The organism is Mycobacterium sp. NPDC050441 (assembly GCF_040655355.1).
Lineage (GTDB): Bacteria > Actinomycetota > Actinomycetes > Mycobacteriales > Mycobacteriaceae > Mycobacterium.
In genome coordinates this window covers 215,083-235,508 of the sequence record NZ_JBFAJS010000001.1, presented here as the reverse complement: position 1 = coordinate 235,508, position 20,426 = coordinate 215,083, and the positions used below count along the sequence as shown (strand labels likewise).

Here is a 20,426-nt window from a genome sequence, read left to right as displayed (position 1 = left end):
TCGGACTCAGGCGAATTGAAAGGCGGAGATCGGAGCTTCGTCCGGGTAGCTGCTGGGGCCCCCGAGGTCGTAGGCGGCATTCAGCGCACCGATGAACGCCGGGTCGTGGAGCGGTTCGCTCGGCACGTCCAGCTTGATGCCCTTGCCCTTGAGATCGTCGACCATCATGCCGATCGCCCGTTCGATCGTGATGTCGTCCGAACCGTCCATGTTCTTCTTGAGTTCCTCGTAGTCGGAGAAGACCTCAGCAGACCAGTGGACGAGGAATCGCAACTCGTCGGTGTGGTGGCGGGCGATGACATCTTCCCCGTTCTTCAGCAGCCACTGATTGCGGTCTGCGGGATCCCCGGTGAACACGGTGTCGAAAGCCAGTCCGGCCGGAACCTGTTGGTCCAAGGGGCCGTTGGCTTCCCCGCGGTGGACCATCATCTCGTTCTGGACGACGACGCCGCGATTGTTGATCGGGGGGAGTACCCGGCCGGGAGGCTTGAGCGGACCTTCGGGCCAATAGGTGAAGCCAGAGTTCTCATCGAGGGAGAACCAGGTGATGACCTGTGCCATCTTGATCAGGTAGTCGGTGAACAGCCCGGACTTGCCCATCACGCTGCACAACCAGGTTGGGGCGTTCTCGTGGCGTACGCCGCGGAAGCTGGGGGAGTCCAGGTGGCCGGGGTCCCGGTTGGCGCACGGACCGTTGATGTTGAACAGCATCATCTCCGGCTTGGCGTACGCGGCGTTCCAGTAGCTTTTCGCCTGGTCGATGAATGCCTCGTTGTAGAAGCAGTCGTGCAGTTCGGGGTAGAGAACGGTGCCGTAGTTGGCCAGGTAGCCGCGGAACGTCGGGGTGAGGAACAAGTCCAGTGACGGCGTGAATCCTTCGGGGAAGGCGCCGCTCATGGTGGCCATCAACTCGTCTGCCGACGCGAAGTGCTGCGCGATGATGAGTTTCCAGGGGCCCTGGGTGTGTGCGACGTCGAGGAGTCTCCGCTTCTGGTCCTCGGTGTAGACGTCGGTGATCTCGCGCGGCGGGGCAGCGGGACGCAGGATGTCGGACAGCTCAAGGCGCCGTTCGTCGGTCAGCATTTGTGTCTCCTAAAGGCTTTCAGCGGTCTCGCTCGGTCGAGTCTGGCGGCACTGCGAATTTTCGAACGTGGCGGTGACCGCTGATCGGGACATCAATTGGAGGCGCCCGGCCTTCTCAGCTGCGTGGAGACGCCGTGGCGCGGCAGACCAATGTCACAAGGGAGTCGATCTCCTCGTGTGTCAGCGCTCGGCCTTCGAAGAGCGAGACGGACACGGCCGGCGCCAGCATCATCTGGAGCACGATGGCGGGATCCACGTCAGGGCTCACTTCGCCACGGCCGATGGCTCTTCCGATCATCGCGAACCAATGTGGGAGGTCGTTTCGGTACCAACCCATCATCGCGTCGTTCAGTGACGGGTATCGATCCGAGATCATCGTGGCCATGATCCCGCGCTCGACGGGATCGGCTGCAAGGGAGGCGAGCTCGGTGATCAGGGAGCGGACGTCGCTCTCCCACGCTCCGGTGTCCAGCGCATCGGTGCGATGCCGGGCGTGGAATGCAAGGGCGTCGTTGAGCAGCTCGGTTGAGGTAGGCCACCAGCGATAGATGGTGCCGCGGTTGACGCCGGACCGATCCGCAACCTCGGCGACCGGGAGTTCGACCTTGCCTTCGGTCAACAGTTCCAGGCAAGCGCGCATCACCGATTCGCGGACCCGCTCGCTCCGCCCTCCGGGCCGGACCCGTGGCTTGGCTGCTGAATCCGAGACGCCCATGCCACCGGTGTACTCCGGCACGTCGGTTGAGAATCACCGCCTCCCACTGAGCGGTCCAACTGGAGGGCGTTAACGCGACATTCTGCTCAAATAACCCCGTCGGCCGGATACGGCCACCGCTGGCGCCGACTATCGCGGCCGATCGCCAGAACCTCTCGGAAAGGGATGTACTCCCAAATGCACATCAGCATGGGTCTTCCTACCCTCTTCCCCCACGCGCGGGAGACGGAGCTCGCTTGGTATCGCAAGATCGACGAAGGGCCGTGGGACGGCCTCGTCACCTACGAACGGGTGCTCTATTCGGACAGCTGGTCGGTAGTCCCGCAGCTCGCCGCCGCGGCAGCGGTGACCGAGCGCGTGCGTCTCTGGACCGACGTCGTTGCACTCCCGATGCGGAACCCGGTGCTGTTCGCGAAGGATCTGGCGACCATAGACGTCTTGTCCGGAGGGCGCCTGACGCTCGGCGTCGGCATCGGCGCGTGGGACGAGGACTACCTCGCGGTCGGCGCCGAGCTCGACCGGAAGCGACAACGCATGGACGAGGCCGTACTGGCGATGCGCAAAGTGTGGGCCCAGGAGCCCCCCGTCGAAGGACACCATCCCGCAGGTCCCGCGCCGGTCCAGGTCGGGGGTGTCCCGCTCGTCGCCGGCGTGGTCGGCCCGAAAGCCCTCGCGCGAGCCGCGCAATGGGCTGTCGGCGTGAGTGATCCGGCACATTCGCTTCACTTCGACGCCGAGGCGCTGGCCGCGCAGCGCGAGCGCGTCGCGCAGGCGTGGCAGGCGGCCGGCCGGACCGAAAAGCCGCACTTCTCCGCACCGGTCTGGTTCGCGCTCGGTCCGGAGCCGGAGAACCAACTCCGCGAGCATGTACGGGACTTCTGGGACCAGGATGTCGCCGTCACCGGACCGGCGGCTTCATACCTGACCGCCCCGAACGCTGGGACGCTCAACTGCGGAGCAGCCGGGCTGCTTGCCGCCGTGAACAGCGCGCGCGAAGCGGGTCTCGATGAGCTGCGGCTCGTCCCGACGACCGCCGACCCCGACGAGATCGATCGAGCGCGTGAGGTACTCGGAATCTGACCCGCGTCAGAACGACATGGGATGCGCGAACCTCGCCCGGAGCAGCGCGCCGGTCTCGGCCAAGGCCAACCGTCCGCGTGCGGTGGCATCGGAACGCATCAGAAAGCCGTGGTACATACCGGGATAACGTGTGACGGTGGTCTGAACTCCGGCGTCACGCAGCCGGTCGGCGTAACGTTCGCCCCAATCCCGGATCGGGTCGCACGCCCCGGTGACGACGATCGCCGCCGGCAGGCCGCTCAGGTCGGTGGCATAGGCCGGAACCTGATACGGGTCCCGCGGAGCCCCGCCACGGTCGACCAATTCGTGCATGTAGACGATGTCCTCATGCCGAAGCAGTGGGGCGTCGGGCATGGAGGTGATGGATGCCGCACCCATGTCGCGATCCAGGCCGGGATACAGCAACACCTGGGCGAAGATTCGGGGCCCGGTGCGATCGCGGGCCGCCAAAGCCACTGCAGCAGCGATTGATCCGCCGGCGCTGTCGCCAACGACACCCAGCCGGCAGGCGTCGAGGCCGAGGTCGTCGGCGTTGGCGGCAACCCATTCGGTGGCCGCGTAGGCATCGTCAAATTGAGCCGGTGGCGGCGATTCGGGTGCCAGTCGGTACTCGACCGCAGCCACCGCGGCGCCGCTGGCGTGTGCCAGTTCGCGCGCCAGCGGCTCGAACGAACGATTGGAACCCATCACGAGCCCGCCGCCATGCAGGTACACGAGTACTGGCAGCCGGGGCTCGAGGCTGGGCCGATAGAGGCGTAGCGGTATCGGACCGCCCGGGCCCGTGGCCGTCAGGTCTTCGATGCCCGCCATGGCCGGCATCTCTGGAAGAGGTGCGCATTCAAGCCCCTCGCGGACGGCGGCGAGGCCACGGGCCCGCATAGGAGCGATCTCGCCGAACGATGCAACCCGGGTGGCAGCGTCGGGATCGAGTGGTGGATAAGCCATTTCAGTGCTTCGCCGGGTCGAAACGGCGCTCGGTGCGCAGCCGGGGTGCCTCTTGGGCGCTCAATACGCGAGCCCGTTCCGCCATGGCCGACCCGACGTAGTCGGGCTGCGTGAGCAGGTAGAACCGGCCTTCGGCGGCCTGGTCGAACACCACCTCCGCCGCGGCCAGCGGATCCATCGCCTCGGCCTTGATGTCGAGCATCGCGGTGCGTTGTTCTTCGGCCGCCCCGGTGTCCCCCGAGTCCACCCCGCCCGCGGATTCGAAGATGCTCGACACCACAGCACCCGGTAGCACCGCCTGCACGTGTACATGGTGGTCATGGCCGGCGGACTGCACTTCCAGGTTCAGGCATTCGGTCAGGGCGAGTACGGCGTGCTTGCTCATGATGTAGGGCGCCTGCAACGGAACCACGGCGACACCGCCGATCGAGGACAGATTCCATACCCACGCCGGGGCGTCGGTGGCCATCATCTTCGGTAGGAACGCCCTGATGCCGTGGAAGACACCGCTGATGTTGATGTCGACAACCCGTTGCCAGTTGGAAACTGGGGTGTCCCACAGATACCCGAATTGCTCGATACCGGCGTTGTTCACCAACAGTCGCACCGGCCCGAGGTCGCGACAGACCTCGTCGGCCAGCTTCTGCACCGCCTCCGCATCGCGCACATCGCAGACCACGTCCCTCGCCGATCCGCCTGAGGCATTGATTTCATCGCGGAGGCTTGCGATGGCCTCGGCGTTGACGTCGACCAACACCACCGTCATACCCAACCGGCTGGCATACCGGGCCAGGCCGGCGCCGATTCCGGCGCCGGCCCCGGTGATGACGGCGACGCCGCCGCCGAAGATTTGTCGGGCGTTCACGCGGATTGCGCAGCCGCAGCCTTGGCGGTGTGCTCGGCGAGCGGCACCGAGTCCTCGGCGTCGAGAACCACCTTCATCGAGGTGAACACCAGACCGTCTGCCGAACGCCGGATGCCGGCATCCACCACACCGCTGGACACCGCGAACGGAACATTGTTGGTGATCTGGTTGACGAACAGATAGAACCGGACATTGGTGACCTCGCCGTCGGTCCCGGTGCGGTACACGTTGGTGGCGTGATGCCGGCATGGGTACGGATTCTCGTTGCGGTGCTCGATCAGCCACGCCAGCGTCTCACTACCGCCATGAAGCTCGGCGGCCAGCAGATGCTCGAACGGGCAACTGCCCGAATCTGAACGGCTCAGGTATTCCATCTCCTCGCCGATGCGGGCACCGACCTCCTCGAAATGGCCCTGGTCGTAGTGGAACCAAAACCCGGAGATGAATTCCTGGACGTCAGGCAGGGTGATCTCGTTGCTCATGTCGGGCAGTCAACCCGGGTTGTGGCGCCGGTAACAGCACCGGTGACCGGTCAGCGGAACGCCGCGTTATCGAGGCGGGTAGTCCGGGAATGTGATGGCCTGCCGGCCACCGACCTTCGCGACTAAAGGGCGTGAAACCGACATCGGCGAAAGTGGCAGCGGGCCGTGACTACGGCGCCTTTCCCGCTGAGCGGCACGGCCGGTTCCATGGCCGACAAGCCCATGCCAGCGTTCGTTCCAGCCGAGGCGCACTCATTGAATTCTGCTCGGCGACACCATCTCAAGGAGTCCAGATGTCTGAGCTGTCCATTCCGGCCTACGACCCGAGCACACTCGTGCGCTCCATCACGGTTGAGATCGACGCACCTGCCAGTGTCGTGTGGGAAGTCCTGACCGACCTCGACAAGTACCCGCAGTGGAATCCGTTCTGCATATCGGCTGTATCGACTCTGGAGATGGGCGCGGCAGTGGAGATGGTTCTTGCCGACTACAGCGGTGCCGGGGGCACGTCCACCAACACCGAGTACGTCTGCGCCTTCGTGCCAGAGCGGCTGCTCTCATGGGAGTTGCCGGCGACGCCCGAATCGCCATATCCCGCGCGCCGCGACCAGGTCATCGAACCCATCGCAGAGCACCGCTGCCGGTACTACTCCACGGATGCGTTTCTCGGTGATCACGCGCACCAGGTCATGGCCGAGTGCGGGGCCTGGGTGAAACGCGCATTCGACGACACCGCAGTCGCGCTGAAGAAGCGGAGTGAACAATGTGCCGCCCTGCGTGCCTTTCCGCAGCGTTAGATTCTCGCCGGCTCAACCGGCTGCGCGGCAACCCGAAGTCATTGATCTGTACGAGATTTCGCACAATCTGTTCAACAGGCAGTTCGTTACACGTGACTCAGGGCGATGGCCGGCTTCATTCACACAGGGCGGTCCGCTGAGCGGAAATCCTGGTTTCGCAACGGATGCGTCCTGTTTAGCGTCAGCGGGTATGTACTCCGAGTCGTTGACGCGCGCGATCGCCGAAGCCGAAAACCTCATAGCAGCAGCACCGCACATTGATGGTGACGCCGACCTTGCCGAGGGGCTGCAGTACCTGGCCGGGTGCATCGCCGGATGTACGCATCAGGCATTTCACCAATATCCCGATCATCCGCTTCTACTGTCGGGTACGGGGCCATTCACCAAGATGGGACTGGACAACCCAGACACGCTCTACTTTGGAGCCAGGTTGCTCGCGGGCTTCGACTACGTCGTCACCGGTGTGCGCGGCACCACCACTGACCTGAGCTTTCAGTATTTGGCCGGCGAGTACACCGACGATTCCGTACCGGACAGCGAAGTGGCCTTCGATGATCGCGAACTCGACATCGCCGCGGACGGGACTTTCGAATGGCGATTCACCCCTAGCCGTTCTGGGCAACTCGTTATCCGCGAGGTGTACGGCGACTGGTCGCAGCGGCGCGGGTCGCTGGCGATCTACCGCAGCGACACCGTCGGCACCGCGCCAGAATTACCGATTCGCGAACTGGCGGAAGAGCAATTCGCCACTGCCGCAGGCGAGCTCATCAACCGAGTGAAGACCTGGCTGCAGTTCCCGCAGTGGTTCTACCTGAACCTACCCGTGAATACACTTGTGGCGCCTCGCAGCACCCCCGGCGGGCTGACCACCCAATACTCGTCGGCCGGGCATTTCGACTTGGCGCCCGACCAGGCACTGATCATCACGTTGCCGGAGAGCGACGCTCCCTACCAAGGGTTTCAGTTGGGAAGCATGTGGTACATCTCCTTGGACTACATCAATCACCAGACATCCCTGAATGGGGCTCAGACGCAGGTCGATCCGGACGGCAAGGTGCGAATCGTTGTCACCGATCAGAACCCCCGAGTGACGAACTGGGTTGAGACCCTGGGGCATCGGCGCGGATATCTGCAATTCCGCTGGCAACGGTTGTCGCGCGAGATGACTTCGGCAGATGGCCCCACCGCCGAGCTCGTCGACTTCGACGCGATCGCGGCCGCGCTTCCGTTCTACGAGCACAACAAGATTTCCGAGCAGGACTGGCAGGATCGAATAGCGTTGCGGCAAAGCCAAATCGGAGAAAGAATGCTGGGCTGAGCATGAGCGGACTGCTTCAGGACAGAGTCGTCGTCATCAGCGGTGTCGGGCCCGGCCTCGGCACCACACTAGCCCGTCGGTGTGCCGAACAAGGCGCCGACCTCGTGCTGGCGGCACGATCGGCCGCGCGTCTTGACAGCGTCGCCACAACCATCACCGACATGGGTAGACGCGCCGTGGCAGTGGCCACCGACATCACGGTTGACAGCGACGTCAGCGAACTTGCTCGAACCGCCCTAGCGGCATACGGGAAGGTTGACGCCTTGGTGAACAACGCGTTCATGCATCCCTCGATGCAACCCTTCGGCGAAACCACCTACACCCACATCCGTGACTCCGTCGAACTGACAGTTCTCGGCGCGCTACGCACCACACAGGCTTTCACGCCGGCACTGGCCGAATCGAACGGGTCGATCGTCAACCTCAGCTCGATGGTCATCAGACACTCTGACCCGCTCTACGGCCCCTACAAGCTGGCCAAGTCAGCATTGCTGGCGATGTCGCAGTCGCTGTCCAGCGAGCTGGGCGGCCGCGGCATTCGAGTGAACTCGGTAGCACCAGGCTACATTTGGGGTGAGATCCTGCAAGAGTACTTCGAGCACCAGGCACACGAATCGGGCGTATCCGTAGATGCGGTCTATGAGGCCGCAGCGGCGCAGTCAGACCTGAAGCGCTTGGTCACCGAAGATGACGTTGCCTCGGCGATTGTGTTCCTGCTCAGCGACCTGGCCGCCGGCATCACCGGCCAAACCCTCGATGTCAACTGTGGGGAGTACAAGGCATGACAACACGAACCGATGTCGGCACTGTCGATGAGTTGTGCGCCGAAGCCGTCGACACGGCCGGACACGATGACTTCGGCACCGACGACGACAACTTCCGCGAAGCACTCGGCGTGCTGCTCGACTCCTATGCGCGCGAAGCGAACTTCACGCCACTGGGCGCCGCGGTGACGCGCCACTACCTGCGCGCCGGACTGGTGGCCCGGCTCCTGAGTGAGGCTGCTTGGAAGCGCCACCCCAGCCACGCCGACGTCACGATCGAACGGCCCATCTTCGTGACGGGATTACCCCGGACGGGAACCACGGCCCTGCACCGTCTCTTGGGCGCCGACCCGGCCCATCAAGGGCTCGAACTGTGGCTTGCGGAGTACCCTCAGCCCCGCCCGCCGCGGGCGGAGTGGGAGTCGTTTCCCGAATACCGTCGACTGAAGGCCTATTACGCCAAAGCTCACCAGGACAATCCCGACTTCCTCGGCCTGCATTACATCGACGAGAACGTCCTTGAAGAATGTTGGCAGCTGCTGCGCCAGTCCGTACATTCGGTGTCCTTCGAATCGCTGGCCCATGTGCCCAGCTATGCCCAGTGGCTGACCAAACAGGACTGGTCGCCGTCATACCGACGGCACCGCGGGAACCTGCAGCTGATCGGCCTCAATGATGTCGAAAAGCGGTGGGTACTAAAGAATCCCAGCCACCTATTTTCCCTGGACGCGATACTGCAAACCTACCCGGACGCGCTGATCGTCCAGTGCCACCGCCCCCCAGAAACGCTGCTGGCTTCGATGTGCTCGCTGGCCGAACACTCGACCGAGGGATGGTCGACCACCTTCACCGGCGCACAGATCGGCCGCGACGTACTCGACACCTGGTCCCGCGGCGTCGAGCAGTTCAACACCGCACGCGCCGGCCATAGTCCGCGCCAGTTCTACGACGTGGACTACTTCGACTTCGTCGCCGATCCAATCGGCACCGCCCGCAACGTTTATCAGCACTTCGATCTGCCGCTCACCGACCAGGCAGTATCAGCGATGGAAAATGCGCACGCCGAAGCCAGCCACGGACCCAGAGCGCCCAAGCACCAATACTCACTGACGGACTACGGCCTGACCGTGGAGGAGATCCAGGCGCGGTTCGAGACCCGGTAACTGCACCACCTACCCTGACCTCCGCCGGATCGGGCCATCGGTGATGCCGGCCAGTTAACGATCGCCGCCGCTTGCTTCTCTTCGTGGTTCCGGTCGCGATCCTAAGAAGATGCAACCTATTTCGACTGTGGGCCAAGCAATTGCTGCATCATTTCCTGAGTCTCCAACAACACGGCGGCGCGATCGGGACGGGTGCTGTGTGCGAGCGCCTCAGCGTTGCCGCCGACGATGTGTACGGGTCCGTGAGGTAGTTGTTGTAGTCCTTCCCGCGCAACATCGGCTGGGTCACTGACAGCCAAGCCCGGGGTATCGAAGTTGAGTCCGGCCCGCTGCATCGCCGGGGTGCGCGTGAGTCCGAGGACGAGGTGCAGCACATCGACATCGTGCTCACGAAGCTCCAGCCACAGGCTTTCGGCAAAGATCCGGCTAAATGCCTTCACCGCGCCGTAGATGGTGTGGCGGCTCGCCCCGAGGTATCCCGACATCGACCCGACCAGCAAGATTCCTCCGCGGCGGCGTTGCCTCATCGGGCGCCCGAATTGGCGGACCAGTGCCAGCATCACGGCGATGTTCAGGTCGAGGATCGTGTCAATGCTGTTGGATTCGGCATCGAGGAATTCGTCGTTGCAGGTGTTGGCACCGGCGTTGTGGGCGAGCAGACCAACCTCGAGACCTTCAGTGGCAGCCGCGATTTGGTCGGCGGCATCGACAGCCGTGAGGTCGAGGGCCAGGGTGATTACCTCGACCCCGGCTGCGCGGCATCTCTGGGCGGTTTCGGCGAGCGGTTCCGGCTTGCGCGCGACCAGGATCAGGTTGATCCCGGCGGTTGCCAGCTGGGCGGCAATCTCGGCGCCGACCCCCTCGGACCCGCCGGTGATCAGTGCCCACGGCCCATACCGTGTGAGACCGGTAGCCTGTCGGTCCGGGGTGTCAGCCATCGAATGGCTCCAATGAATCGACGGTGCCGCGATTGTTTTTGATCCGCTTGACGAGCCGCCATTGAGCACCTCGACGCTCCCGCTGGTCGTGGCAATCGCCGAGGGTGTGGAATGTGGTCTGCGGCACCAGATGTCCTTTCGTCTTCGCGTCGTGGGCCTGGCCGCGCCGGTCCGGGCGGCAGCCTTGGTGAGCTAAGACTGCAGACGCTTCTCGGAAATACGGTCGAGTCCCGCCGACGCGCGCAGGTAGAGACCAAATGGGCGGACCATGAATCTACTCGCCGTCGGCGATCAGTGCCCAGAGCTGTTGTCCGCCTGCGGCAACAGCTGCTGCGGCGACCTGATCATCCCAGAAGCGCACCGAGCCGAACTCCGAGCGCCAGGCCAGGGCGGCACGGGTGTACTCGTGCAATCGATGCTCGTGCGTCGTACCGATCGCGCCGTGTACCTGGTGTGCGTTGCGGGTCACGACCGAGGCCGCATGGCCGGCGCAGGACCGGGCCATCGCGATCTGGAAGTCGAGATGTGCTGAATTCCAGTCAGTTCCAATGGCAGTACCGAGTGCAGCATCGGTGGCGGCCCGGGCTAGCGCTGCCTCTGCCGCAGCATCCGAGATCAGATTCTGAATCGCCTGGAACTTCGCCAGCGGACGTCCGAACTGAACACGTGACGCCACGTGTTCGATGGACAGCGCGACCGCACGATCGAGGGCCGCACACACCTGGATCGCCCGTACCATCGCCGATCTGCGGCCGAGCTGGGTCACCAAGTCAGGGGAGACCCGGTGTCCCCTGAGGGCCTCGGTGTCGAGGGTGATCACGTCTCGGGGCTCACCGATCAGGTTCATCCCCGTGCTGATGGCCGCCTCTGACGCATCGAGCTCGGTGAGGAGAAAGCCGTCGCCGCTCGGCGCCAGCACCACGATCCGTTCCGCGTCGGAAGCCCACGGCACCGGCGCGGTGGCCCGGCCGCTTCGGGGCGCCAGGTACACGGTGCGGACAGCGTCGTCGATGGCTTGACCGGCGGCCTCCATGAGCCAGCACGCCAGCAAGTCATGTTCGGCCAGGGGAATACGGACGCCGTGGCGAACTGCGGCACTGAGCAACTCGGCGGCCTCGAACCAGCCTGCGCCGCTGCCCCCGGACTCCGCTGTGCCGGTGAGACGAACCAGTCCGAGCGAGTCCAGATGTTGCCAGAGTCTGCTGTCATGGGTGATGCGCTCGCCGGGGCCGCCGGGTGGGCGATCCTGCCGGTAGTCGGCGAAGACGTCGTCCATCATGGCGGCCAGGTCCGGGTCCACCGTGTTCATCGCAAACCCAATCCCCGCGCGATGACACCGCGCAGCACTTCGTTGGTACCGCCGCGCAGCGTGAAGCCGGGGCGCTGGTCCACCGCGGTGGACACCAGATGAGCCCACTCTGCCTCCGGAGGTGCATCGTCTCCGGTCTGTCGATCGGCGTAGTCGGCGATGTCCCCCTCGACCGTGGTTCCGAGAACCTTGACGACAGCCGCGGGCACGTCGGGAGTCTCACCGCGCTGCAGTGCGCCGGCCACTGCGGTCGACATGTGATGCAGACCGGCGACCCGCGCTACCAGGCGCCCGAGCTCGGCATCGGGCGATCCCTGTTGGGTGGCAAGGAGTTCAATGCTCTGGGTGAGCAGCGGGAAGGTCGACAGGAATCGTTCGGGGCCGCTGCGTTCGAAGCTCAGCTCCGAAGTCACCTGTGCCCAGCCCTCGCCGATCTCGCCGAAAACCATGGCATCGGGGACGAACACCTCGTCGAGCACGACCTCGTTGAAATGATGCCCACCGTTCATCGAGACGATGGGACGGACGTTCACCCCCGGTGCGTGCAGGTCGACGATGAACTGGCTCAACCCGGCATGCCGATGCGACGGATCGACCGGTTCTGTGCGGGCCAGCACAATGAAGGCATGAGCGCGGTGCGCTCCCGAGGTCCACACCTTGGTACCGGTGATCGACCACCCGCCGTCGACTCGCACCGCACGGGTGCGGACGCTCGCAAGATCCGAGCCGGAATCCGGTTCGCTCATCCCGATTCCGAAGAAGCATTCACCACGCACGATGCGGGGTAAGAACTCTGACTTCTGCTCTTCTGTCCCGTATTTCAGAAGCGACGGCACGATCTGGCGGTCGGCGATCCAGTGGGCGGCAACCGGGGCGCCCGCAGCCAGCAGTTCTTCGGTCACCACGAACCGTTCCTGAAACGAGCGGCCATGACCGCCGTAGTGCACGGGAACCGTCATGCCCAGCCAGCCCCGCTTCGCCAGGGATGCGGTGAAGTTCTCGTCCCATCCGCACAGCCAGGCGTCCACCGACGGCGTGAATGCCCCGGCGGCCAACTGGTCGCCCAGGAAGCTACGGACCTCCTCGCGTAGCTGATCCAGGTGTGTGCCGGTCACGATGTCCGCCACTTCGCGATGCGCTGTTGGTGCTCAACGTCGTGGTGGGCCAGCGGTTGCATCGCGGCTGCCATGGAAAGCGTGGATTCCAGGGAGCCTGTGGTCGATTCCTGCAGTAGCCGCTTGGCCATTCGCAACGCGTGCGGGGGATTGACTGCGATCTTGTCTGCCAATTCCCGCGCTTCACGCAGGAGGTCGTCGTGCGGCACCACCCGGCTGACCAATCTCCACTCCAACGCCGTTGCGGCGTCGATCCGTTCGCCGGTGAACGTCAGCTCAGCAGCACGGGCGTACCCGATGGCGCGAGGTAGGAACCAGGTGCCGCCATCGCCCGGGATGAGACCGAGCTGCACGAAGCTCTCGGCGAAGGAGGCGCGCTCGGAGGCGATCCTGATGTCGCACATCATCGCCAGATCGCACCCGGCGCCGATCGCGGCGCCGTTGACCGCTGCGATGAGCGGCACTTCGAGCCGGCCCAACGCCCGTGGGATCCGTTGGATGCCATCGATATAGGCGCGACGTTGGTCGATGGCCGCCAGGCCGAACATGCCCTGGCGGTCGGCCATCTCCTTGACATTGCCGCCGGCCGAGAAGATCTTGCCGGCACCGGTGAGGATGACCGCACCGACGGTGTTGTCACCGTTGACCGCGTCCACACTGTCCTCGAAAGCGGTGATGACGTCCTTGCCGGTGATGGCATTGCCGACGTCGGGCAGGGTGATCGTCCAGAGTTGCACCGGTCCGTCGGTGTGGACGTCCAGCGGTGAGGTCACGCACGCTCCTTGAGCTGAAGGGATTTGGTCTGGAGGTATTCCTCGAAGCCGAACCGGCCCAGTTCACGGCCGATCCCGGATTTCTTGTACCCGCCGAACGGGGCGGCGGGGTTGTAGGCGCCGCCGTTGATGTCGAGTTGGCCGGTCTGCACCTGACGGGCGAAGGCGATGGCGTCGTCGTCGGTGGCGCCCCATACCGCGCCCGAGAGCCCATAGGGGGTGCCGTTGGCGATACGCAGTGCGTCGTCGGAGTCGGTGAAGGGGATCACCGCGAGCACGGGACCGAACACCTCTTCCTGGCCGAGTTCAGAGTCGGGATCCACATCGGCGAAAACCGTTGGTGCCACGAAGAAGCCGACGTCACGGATCGGCTCCGCGCCACCGATCAGCAGCCGGGCGCCGTCGCGCTGGGCACGCTCGATGAACCCACGAACCGTGTCGAACTGCGCCCGCGACGCCGACGGTCCGATACGGGTCGCCGGGTCACGCGGATCACCCACGGTGTAACGGGCCACGGCGGGTTGGATCAGGTCCAGCGCTTCACCATATTGGCTCTGCGGCACCAGCATCCTGGTCCACGCCATGCAGGTCTGGCCTCCGTTGAGGAAGGCATTGGCCACCCCGACCTTGACCGCGGTAGCCAGATCCGCGCCGTCGAGGATCACGTTGGCCGACTTACCGCCCAGTTCGAGGGCAACCTTCTTGATCGACTGGCCCGCGAGTTCTCCGACGCGCGCGCCCACACCGGTGGAGCCGGTGAACGAGACGAAGTCGATGTCAGGGTGGGACGCGAGACGCTCGCCGATCACCCGACCCGGGCCCGACACCAGATTGATCGTCCCGGGCGGCAGGCCCGCCTCTTCGCAGGCTTCGACGAAAGCGAACACCGAAAGAGGGGCTTCGTTACTGGGTTTGAGCACGACGGGACACCCCGCGGCGATCGCCGGTAACACCTTGGCGACCACCTGGTAGAGCGGATAGTTCCACGGCGTGATGGCGCCGACGACACCGTAGGGCTCCCTCAATACCAGCGAATTGCCAATGCGCTCTTCGAATTCGAACGTCTCCAGCACATCGGCGAAACCCTTGGCCACCGCCAACGGCACCTGCGTCTGTACGGTCTGCGCGATGCGCACAGGGGCGCCCATCTCGGCGGTGATGAGATCGGCGATATCGGGTAGGCGTTTCTCCATCGCGGCGATGACCCGCTGCAACCGATCCCGGCGCTCGGCGACGGTGATCAGTGGGTCGAATGCCCGCCGAGCCGCGGCCACCGCAGCGTCGACGTCGCCGGAGTCGCCGTTGGGGACGTGGCCTATCACCGCCTCGGTCGCCGGGTCGACGACGTCGATCACGCCGCTTCCGGCGGGCGCGGTCCAGTGGCCGTCAATGAACAATGACGTGTGTTCGTACGTGGGCACGGTCATCCTTACCTGGGTTTATGGTGTGATGCTGGCGCGGACGTCGCGCTTGCCGTCGGCTGCGGTGAAAGCTTCGTTGATGTCGTCGAGCGAGTACGACGCCGCGGTGAGTCGCTCGAACGGCACATGGTGTTGATGACGGTCGAGGAACGTCAACGCGCGGGACAGGACTGCCGGGTCATACAGGGAGACCCCGACCATGGTCTTGTTGGTGAAGACGAAACGTGACGGGTCGAACGCGAACGTCTTGCCGATGTTGATGTTCCCGATCTCGACGTAGCGGCCGAACTGGGCGAGCATCTGCAGGCCCTCGTCGATGGCTGACGGGTGCCCGACCACCTCGACCACCACATCGGCACCCTGGCCGTCGGTGCGCGCCCGCACAGCCTTTGCGCGGTCCTTGGGTGTGGTGACCTCGTTGAGGTCGATCACCGCGTCGGCACCGAATGCGGTCGCCAGTTCCAGCCTTTCGGGTACCCCGTCGATCGCGATGACGTTGGCCGCACCCCGCGCCTTGGCGACCGCGACCGCGTAGAGGCCCAGGGCGCCGGCGCCCTGGACCACGACGTGCTCGCCGAGCTGCAGGTCGACACGTTCGAGGCCGTACATGACCTGTGACAACGCGCAATTCGCGCCTGCGGCGATGTCGTCGCTCAGGGTGTCGGGAACGGTGTAGACCACCGCACCGGCAGGGAGCAGGTAGTAGTCGCCGTAACCGCCGACGAAATAGGGCGGCTCGTCGGCGCGGCCCAACATCGCCATTTTCAGGTTGAGGCAGGCGTTGCGTCGCCCGGCGAGGCAGTTGCGGCAGCGGTGGCAGCAGTAGAAGTACGGGAACACCACCCGGATGCCTTCGGTCAACGGTTTGCCGTTGGAGTCGGTGGTCACTCCGTCCCCCAACACCTCTATGGCCCCGACCATCTCGTGGCCCAACACGGTGGGTAGCTGTCCACCCAAACCTCGGGTCGCGAAGGTGCCGTGCCAGGCGTGTACATCTGATCCGCAGATGTTCGCCCGCAGGACGCGGATCAAGATCTCCCCGGGCCCGACTTCGGGCAGGGTGACCGTTTCGATCTGGAACGGTTTGCCGGGTTCGTCGAAGCGTGCGATGCGTCCAGTTCGAGAAGCATTGGCCACGGTGTGTTTCCTTCAGTTGCTGGTGAATTCGAGGCTGAACCGCTGTCGCAGATCGCGCTTGAGCAGTTTGCCGCTGGGGTTCTTCGGTAGGGAGTCGACAAAGAAAACTTGTTTGGGGGTCTTGAACCCGGCGAGATGGTCACGGCAGTGCCGCAGGACCTCGTCTTCGGTCACATCGGCACCTGCGCGAGTCACGACTGCGGCGACGACTGCTTCCACCCACACCGGGTGAGCCAGCCCGAACACCGCGGCTTCCTCGATCCCGCTGTGCCGGTAGAGAACTTCTTCGACCTCGCGGCTGGCGACGTTCTCGCCGCCGGTCTTGATCATGTCCTTCTTGCGGTCCACGACGTGTAGGAGCCCGTGCTCGTCGTAGAACCCCAGATCGCCGGAATGAAACCAGCCGCCGGTGAAGGCCTGGGCGGTCTTGTCATGGTCATCGAGGTAACCAAGCATCAAATGCGGGCTGCGGTGCGCGATTTCGCCGACCGTTCCAGCCGTGACCGGCACGTCATTCTCGTCAAGAATCACGGTTTCGACGTTGACCACCGGCCGGCCCGCCGCCCCGGCATGTGCGTCCTGTTCGGCAGGTCCCAGGGCAGAAGCCAACGGAGCCATCTCGGTCTGGCCGTAGAAGTTCCACAGTCGCAGATTGGGCAGACGCCTGCGCATCTCGTGCAGGATCTCGGTGGGCATCGGTGAGGCGCCGTAGTACCCCTTGCGCAAACTCGACAGATCCACCTCGTCGAACACCGGACTGCGAAGCAGGCTGATCCACACAGTCGGTGGCGCAAAGTAATTGGTGACGCCGTGGCGCTCAATCATGCGCAGCACCAATTCCGGGTCCGGCCGAGGCACGATGATGCTCGTCGCACCAAGGTAGATGTCGGTGGCCAGGAAGTTGTCCAGCTGCGCACAGTGATACAGGGGCAGGGAGTGGATTTCGACGTCATCGCCGGACATGGAACCGGCCACGATGGTGCTGATGTACTGCCACATCAAGCTGCGACTGCTGTGCATGACACCTTTGGGCCGGGACTCGGTGCCGCTGGTGTACATCACCCGCAACAGTTGGTCGTCGTCGAGCCGGTGGTCGGGAACATCCGCTGTAGTGGTGAGCCATTGGGCGAAATCGGGCCAGCCGTCGGGGCAGGACTGACCGGTCGGGACGAGCGCTGCCTTCGTGCGAACCGCCGTCCCGGTTGTCATGGCCTGTTCGGCCACCGGGATCAGGTCGGCCTCGACGATGAACCCGGCCGACTGGCTGTGACCGAGGATGTAGGAAATCTCTTCTGCGGTCAGCATGAAATTGATGGGGACGAGCACAACACCCGCGCGGGCCGTAGCGAACGCCAAGACTGCGTACTGCCAGCAGTTGCGGGACAACAGCGCGACCCGGTCGCCGGGTGACAAACCGTTGTCGTGCAGTGCGGCCGCCGCCCGGTCCACCAAGTGATCGAATTCAGCGAAACTGAGGACGATGTCGCCATCGATGATGGCGGTCTTGTCGGGCTGCTTGCGCGCGGACCGGCGGGGGATATCGGCGAGGCTGTGGCTACGCGCCTGGGCGATGACGGCGGCGAGGTCGTCAGAGTGCATGACCCGGAGGGTAGGCGTGCGAACACTCGGTGCGGTGGTTCACCTCCCGCTCAGTAGACAGGGTGGGCGCGGTCGGGGCCGGATTCCTTCGATACTCGATCCCATGACGGCTACCACTGAATCCTCGTCACTCGCGGATCGCGCCCCAGACCCTGACGTCCTGCGCGGCCATCTGCTCGAGGCCGACCCCGGTGTCCTGGTTGCGGTGCTGGCGCAGATGACCGGCGATGCGTCGGTCATCGATCGGTACGCCGCCAAGATCGACCACGTTCCCGACCCGCCCGAGCGGGCCGGAACGACGGATCCCAGCACTGCGGAGGCGCTGGTCGAGGAGATCATCGCCGCGCTCGGTCGCCCACGCCCGGCAGGAGCGCTCCCTGCAGACGACCGTGGGTTCTTCGCCAAACTGTTGCCGATCGCGCTGGGTGGTGCGGTCGATGACGAACACGTGGATCTGCTGCTCGAACAAGGGGGTTTCCGGCCGGCGCAGCCGACGTTGCCGCGCACCACGCCGATTCCCTCGTCCACCACTGTGGCGATCGTCGGTGCCGGTATCGCAGGTATCGCGGTGGCGCTGGCCGCTGCCGAAGAGGGCGTGCACTTCGAGATCTTCGACCGCAACGATGAGGTGGGTGGCACATGGCTGACCACCACGTATCCGGGCATCGGTGTAGACACTCCGTCGGCCTACTACTCCCTGTCCAGGGAGGTGAACCCCGACTGGTCGAACTACTACCCGCAGGGCGCGGAGTACCAGGCCTATCTCGTCTCGCTGGCCGACAAGCACGATCTGCGTCGTCACATCCGCTTCGGCACCGAAGTGGAAGCGTTGTGGTGGGACGAGCAGCGGGGGCAGTGGGAGATCCACTCCCGCTCTGCCGATGGCACCCAGAGCGTCGACCATGCCAGCATCGTCGTCACCGCGGCCGGCTATTTGAATCGTCCGCGATTCCCGGACATCAAGGGTCGAGATACCTTCGCCGGCACCAGTATTCACTCTGCGCGGTGGGACCCCTCGCTGGACTTGGCGGGCAAGAAGGTTGCGGTCATCGGCGCCGGCTGCACGGCGGTGCAAATTGTCGATGCGTGTGTCGACGAGGTTGAGCACCTGACGGTGTTCCAACGCCAACCGCACTGGGTGGCTCCCCGCAAGCGCCTTACCGACGAGGTCCCCGAGCACCGCCGCTATCTGGGGCGGGCGCTGCCGTTCTATGCGATGTGGCACCGGCTCAAGTCGTACTGGGGCACGGCGGACAACAACTATCCCATCATCCTGCAGGACCCCGAATGGTCGAAGACGCACCTCTCGATCTCGCCGGCCAACGACGTCCTTCTACAGATGTGCCTGGACTACATCGACCGGACTTTCGGTGCCGGAACTGAATTGGCGCAGAAGGTGACACCGGATTTCGCTCCGTACGGCAAACGGATCATCCGCGATCCCGGCGGCTACTACGCCGCGTTGACCCGCGACCATGTCGACGTCGAAGCCAGTGAACCAGCCCAGGTCAACGAGCGCGGCATCGTCACAGCTGACGGCCGCCAGATCGACCTCGATGTCATCATCTACGCCACCGGTTACCACCTGGATTTCCTGTCCACCATCGATATTCGCGGCCGCGATGGCAAGACCCTGGTCCAGGAATGGGGCGATAGTCCGCGGGCCTACCGAGGGGGCGCCGTCGCGGGGTTCCCGAATCTGTTCATCACCTCGGCGCCGAACTACAGTCCCGGACATGGGGCAGGCGCCAACTTCTCGATGGAGGTGCTGGCGCATTACATCGTGGAGTGTCTGCAACTGATGGCGTTGTGCGGGGCATCAACGATGGAAGTCACGCAAAGCGCGTACCAGGATTACGTCGCGGGCATCGATGAGGCGATGCAGCGCACAGTCTGGTGCCACACGCCCAACGCCCACACCTACTACCGCTCGGGATCCGGTCGCGTCGTGGTCTCCACGCCGTTCCGACTGGTGGATCTGTGGCAGCAACACCGCGCCCCGATCGAAGAGGACTTCGTTCTCCGATGAGCAAGATGCTCGCCGGCAGAACGGCGTTGGTGACAGGAAGCAGCCGCGGGATCGGGCGGGCGATCGCGCAGCGGCTGGCGGCTGAAGGCGCCACGGTCGCGGTGACCGCACGCGCCTACACACCCACGCCGTCCACGCGCGCCGGGGTCACCGAGGCGATCCCCGGCACGATCGCGGAAACCATCGCCCTCATCGAACAGGCCGGCGGGACGGCGTTCGGAGTGGCCGCCGACCTCGAAGACAGCGCCGCCCGCGACGGCCTGATCGAGGCGGTGGTCGAGCGCACCGGACAGATCGACATCCTGGTGAACAATGCCGGTTACGCCGACTACTCGGTCGTCGAGGACATGCCGGTGGAGACGTTCGAACGTACGGTGGAGCACTACCTGAAGACGCCGTTTGCGTTGACGAAAGCCGCTGTGCCGCATATGCGTGCACAGGGAGCAGGGTGGATCGTCAACATCGGCTCGGTAACCGGGGTCGCCCCGATGCGGCCGTACCGGGATTACAACAAGACCGCGGGCGACGTGATCTACGCGTCGTGCAAAGCCGCGCTGCATCGGTTCACCCAAGGTGTGGCGGCCGAGCTGCTCGACGCCAATATCGCGGTGAACTGCGTCGGTCCGTCGAGCGCGGTGCGCACGCCCGGTGCGGCAGCGCTGATCCCGGACAGCTTTCCGACGGAACCCGTTGAGTACCTGGCAGAAACGGTACTGGCGATGTGTCACCTGCCTGCCCCTGAGCGGACCGGTCTGGTGGCGTTCAGTTTGCACTACCCGTGGTCACAGAAGTTGGCGGTGCACTCGCTCGACGGTGCGACGGTGTTGCCGCCGCTACAGCCGCCGGCGTCGGCGAACCCCAACATCCTTCCCGGGGGCATCTAGCTGCTCGGG

At 64.7% G+C, this 20,426-nt stretch carries 20 protein-coding genes; 7 read left to right on the top strand and 13 right to left on the bottom strand.

Annotated elements, in window-relative coordinates:
• Positions 1 to 6 precede the first annotated feature (6 nt).
• Together AB0I14_RS01240 and AB0I14_RS01235 are read right to left on the bottom strand one after the other, a co-directional pair.
• Positions 7 to 1,083: a hypothetical protein gene (locus AB0I14_RS01240; RefSeq protein WP_358014686.1), complete on the bottom strand. Its 1,077-nt coding sequence runs from the start codon at positions 1,081 to 1,083 to the stop codon at positions 7 to 9.
• 115 nt (positions 1,084 to 1,198) lie between these two features.
• Positions 1,199 to 1,819, bottom strand: a complete 621-nt coding sequence (locus AB0I14_RS01235; RefSeq protein WP_358014683.1) for a TetR/AcrR family transcriptional regulator C-terminal ligand-binding domain-containing protein — start codon at positions 1,817 to 1,819, stop codon at positions 1,199 to 1,201.
• A gap of 168 nt (positions 1,820 to 1,987) precedes the next feature.
• Here AB0I14_RS01235 and AB0I14_RS01230 point away from each other — a divergent pair, with 168 nt between their 5' ends.
• Positions 1,988 to 2,878 carry an LLM class flavin-dependent oxidoreductase gene (locus AB0I14_RS01230; RefSeq protein ID WP_358014680.1) on the top strand — a complete coding sequence of 297 codons (891 nt, stop codon included), beginning with the start codon at positions 1,988 to 1,990 and terminating at the stop codon, positions 2,876 to 2,878.
• 6 nt (positions 2,879 to 2,884) lie between these two features.
• Here the strand turns inward: AB0I14_RS01230 and AB0I14_RS01225 are convergent, their stop codons facing one another.
• From AB0I14_RS01225 to AB0I14_RS01215, 3 genes are read right to left on the bottom strand one after another with little or no spacing between them, the layout of a single operon-like run.
• Positions 2,885 to 3,823 (bottom strand): alpha/beta hydrolase, encoded by a 939-nt coding sequence (locus AB0I14_RS01225; protein WP_358014677.1) that lies wholly within the window; start codon positions 3,821 to 3,823, stop codon positions 2,885 to 2,887.
• 1 nt (position 3,824) lies between these two features.
• Entirely contained in the window at positions 3,825 to 4,688 is an 864-nt protein-coding gene (locus AB0I14_RS01220; RefSeq protein WP_358014674.1) for an SDR family NAD(P)-dependent oxidoreductase, read from the bottom strand.
• Entirely contained in the window at positions 4,685 to 5,170 is a 486-nt protein-coding gene (locus AB0I14_RS01215) for a polyketide cyclase (protein WP_358014671.1), read from the bottom strand. Before AB0I14_RS01215 ends, AB0I14_RS01220 begins: the two co-directional genes overlap by 4 nt.
• 293 nt (positions 5,171 to 5,463) lie before the next feature.
• Between AB0I14_RS01215 and AB0I14_RS01210 the strand changes: the two genes are divergently transcribed.
• From AB0I14_RS01210 to AB0I14_RS01195, 4 genes are all read left to right on the top strand, one after another.
• Positions 5,464 to 5,967 (top strand): SRPBCC domain-containing protein, encoded by a 504-nt coding sequence (locus tag AB0I14_RS01210; protein ID WP_358014668.1) that lies wholly within the window; start codon positions 5,464 to 5,466, stop codon positions 5,965 to 5,967.
• Positions 5,968 to 6,157: 190 nt separating this feature from the next.
• On the top strand, positions 6,158 to 7,285 hold the full coding sequence (locus tag AB0I14_RS01205; RefSeq protein ID WP_358014664.1) for a hypothetical protein: 1,128 nt from the start codon (positions 6,158 to 6,160) through the stop codon (positions 7,283 to 7,285).
• Positions 7,286 to 7,287: 2 nt separating this feature from the next.
• Complete coding sequence (locus tag AB0I14_RS01200; RefSeq protein WP_358014661.1) at positions 7,288 to 8,070, top strand: SDR family oxidoreductase; 783 nt, start codon at positions 7,288 to 7,290, stop codon at positions 8,068 to 8,070.
• Positions 8,067 to 9,212, top strand: a complete 1,146-nt coding sequence (locus AB0I14_RS01195; RefSeq protein ID WP_358014658.1) for a sulfotransferase — start codon at positions 8,067 to 8,069, stop codon at positions 9,210 to 9,212. The genes AB0I14_RS01200 and AB0I14_RS01195 overlap by 4 nt, the downstream gene beginning before the upstream one ends.
• A gap of 116 nt (positions 9,213 to 9,328) precedes the next feature.
• Here AB0I14_RS01195 and AB0I14_RS01190 read toward each other — a convergent pair whose 3' ends face one another.
• From AB0I14_RS01190 to AB0I14_RS01155, 8 genes are all read right to left on the bottom strand, one after another.
• On the bottom strand, positions 9,329 to 10,150 hold the full coding sequence (locus tag AB0I14_RS01190; protein ID WP_358014656.1) for an SDR family NAD(P)-dependent oxidoreductase: 822 nt from the start codon (positions 10,148 to 10,150) through the stop codon (positions 9,329 to 9,331).
• Positions 10,143 to 10,277, bottom strand: a complete 135-nt coding sequence (locus tag AB0I14_RS01185; RefSeq protein WP_358014653.1) for a hypothetical protein — start codon at positions 10,275 to 10,277, stop codon at positions 10,143 to 10,145. Before AB0I14_RS01185 ends, AB0I14_RS01190 begins: the two co-directional genes overlap by 8 nt.
• Before the next feature lie 147 nt (positions 10,278 to 10,424).
• Positions 10,425 to 11,459, bottom strand: a complete 1,035-nt coding sequence (locus AB0I14_RS01180; protein WP_358014651.1) for an acyl-CoA dehydrogenase — start codon at positions 11,457 to 11,459, stop codon at positions 10,425 to 10,427.
• Positions 11,456 to 12,574, bottom strand: a complete 1,119-nt coding sequence (locus tag AB0I14_RS01175; RefSeq protein WP_358014648.1) for an acyl-CoA dehydrogenase family protein — start codon at positions 12,572 to 12,574, stop codon at positions 11,456 to 11,458. Before AB0I14_RS01175 ends, AB0I14_RS01180 begins: the two co-directional genes overlap by 4 nt.
• Entirely contained in the window at positions 12,571 to 13,347 is a 777-nt protein-coding gene (locus AB0I14_RS01170; RefSeq protein WP_358014646.1) for a crotonase/enoyl-CoA hydratase family protein, read from the bottom strand. Before AB0I14_RS01170 ends, AB0I14_RS01175 begins: the two co-directional genes overlap by 4 nt.
• Positions 13,344 to 14,774 (bottom strand): aldehyde dehydrogenase family protein, encoded by a 1,431-nt coding sequence (locus AB0I14_RS01165; RefSeq protein ID WP_358014643.1) that lies wholly within the window; start codon positions 14,772 to 14,774, stop codon positions 13,344 to 13,346. Before AB0I14_RS01165 ends, AB0I14_RS01170 begins: the two co-directional genes overlap by 4 nt.
• A gap of 12 nt (positions 14,775 to 14,786) precedes the next feature.
• Positions 14,787 to 15,905, bottom strand: coding sequence for a zinc-binding dehydrogenase (locus tag AB0I14_RS01160; protein ID WP_358014640.1), 1,119 nt, complete (start codon positions 15,903 to 15,905; stop codon positions 14,787 to 14,789).
• 12 nt (positions 15,906 to 15,917) lie between these two features.
• On the bottom strand, positions 15,918 to 17,504 hold the full coding sequence (locus tag AB0I14_RS01155) for an acyl-CoA synthetase (RefSeq protein ID WP_358014637.1): 1,587 nt from the start codon (positions 17,502 to 17,504) through the stop codon (positions 15,918 to 15,920).
• Between the two features lie 103 nt (positions 17,505 to 17,607).
• On the opposite strand from AB0I14_RS01155, the gene AB0I14_RS01150 reads away from it, so the two are divergent.
• Together AB0I14_RS01150 and AB0I14_RS01145 are read left to right on the top strand one after the other, a co-directional pair.
• Positions 17,608 to 19,533 (top strand): NAD(P)/FAD-dependent oxidoreductase, encoded by a 1,926-nt coding sequence (locus AB0I14_RS01150; protein ID WP_358014634.1) that lies wholly within the window; start codon positions 17,608 to 17,610, stop codon positions 19,531 to 19,533.
• Positions 19,530 to 20,417: an SDR family NAD(P)-dependent oxidoreductase gene (locus AB0I14_RS01145; protein WP_358014630.1), complete on the top strand. Its 888-nt coding sequence runs from the start codon at positions 19,530 to 19,532 to the stop codon at positions 20,415 to 20,417. The genes AB0I14_RS01150 and AB0I14_RS01145 overlap by 4 nt, the downstream gene beginning before the upstream one ends.
• Positions 20,418 to 20,426: the final 9 nt, after the last annotated feature.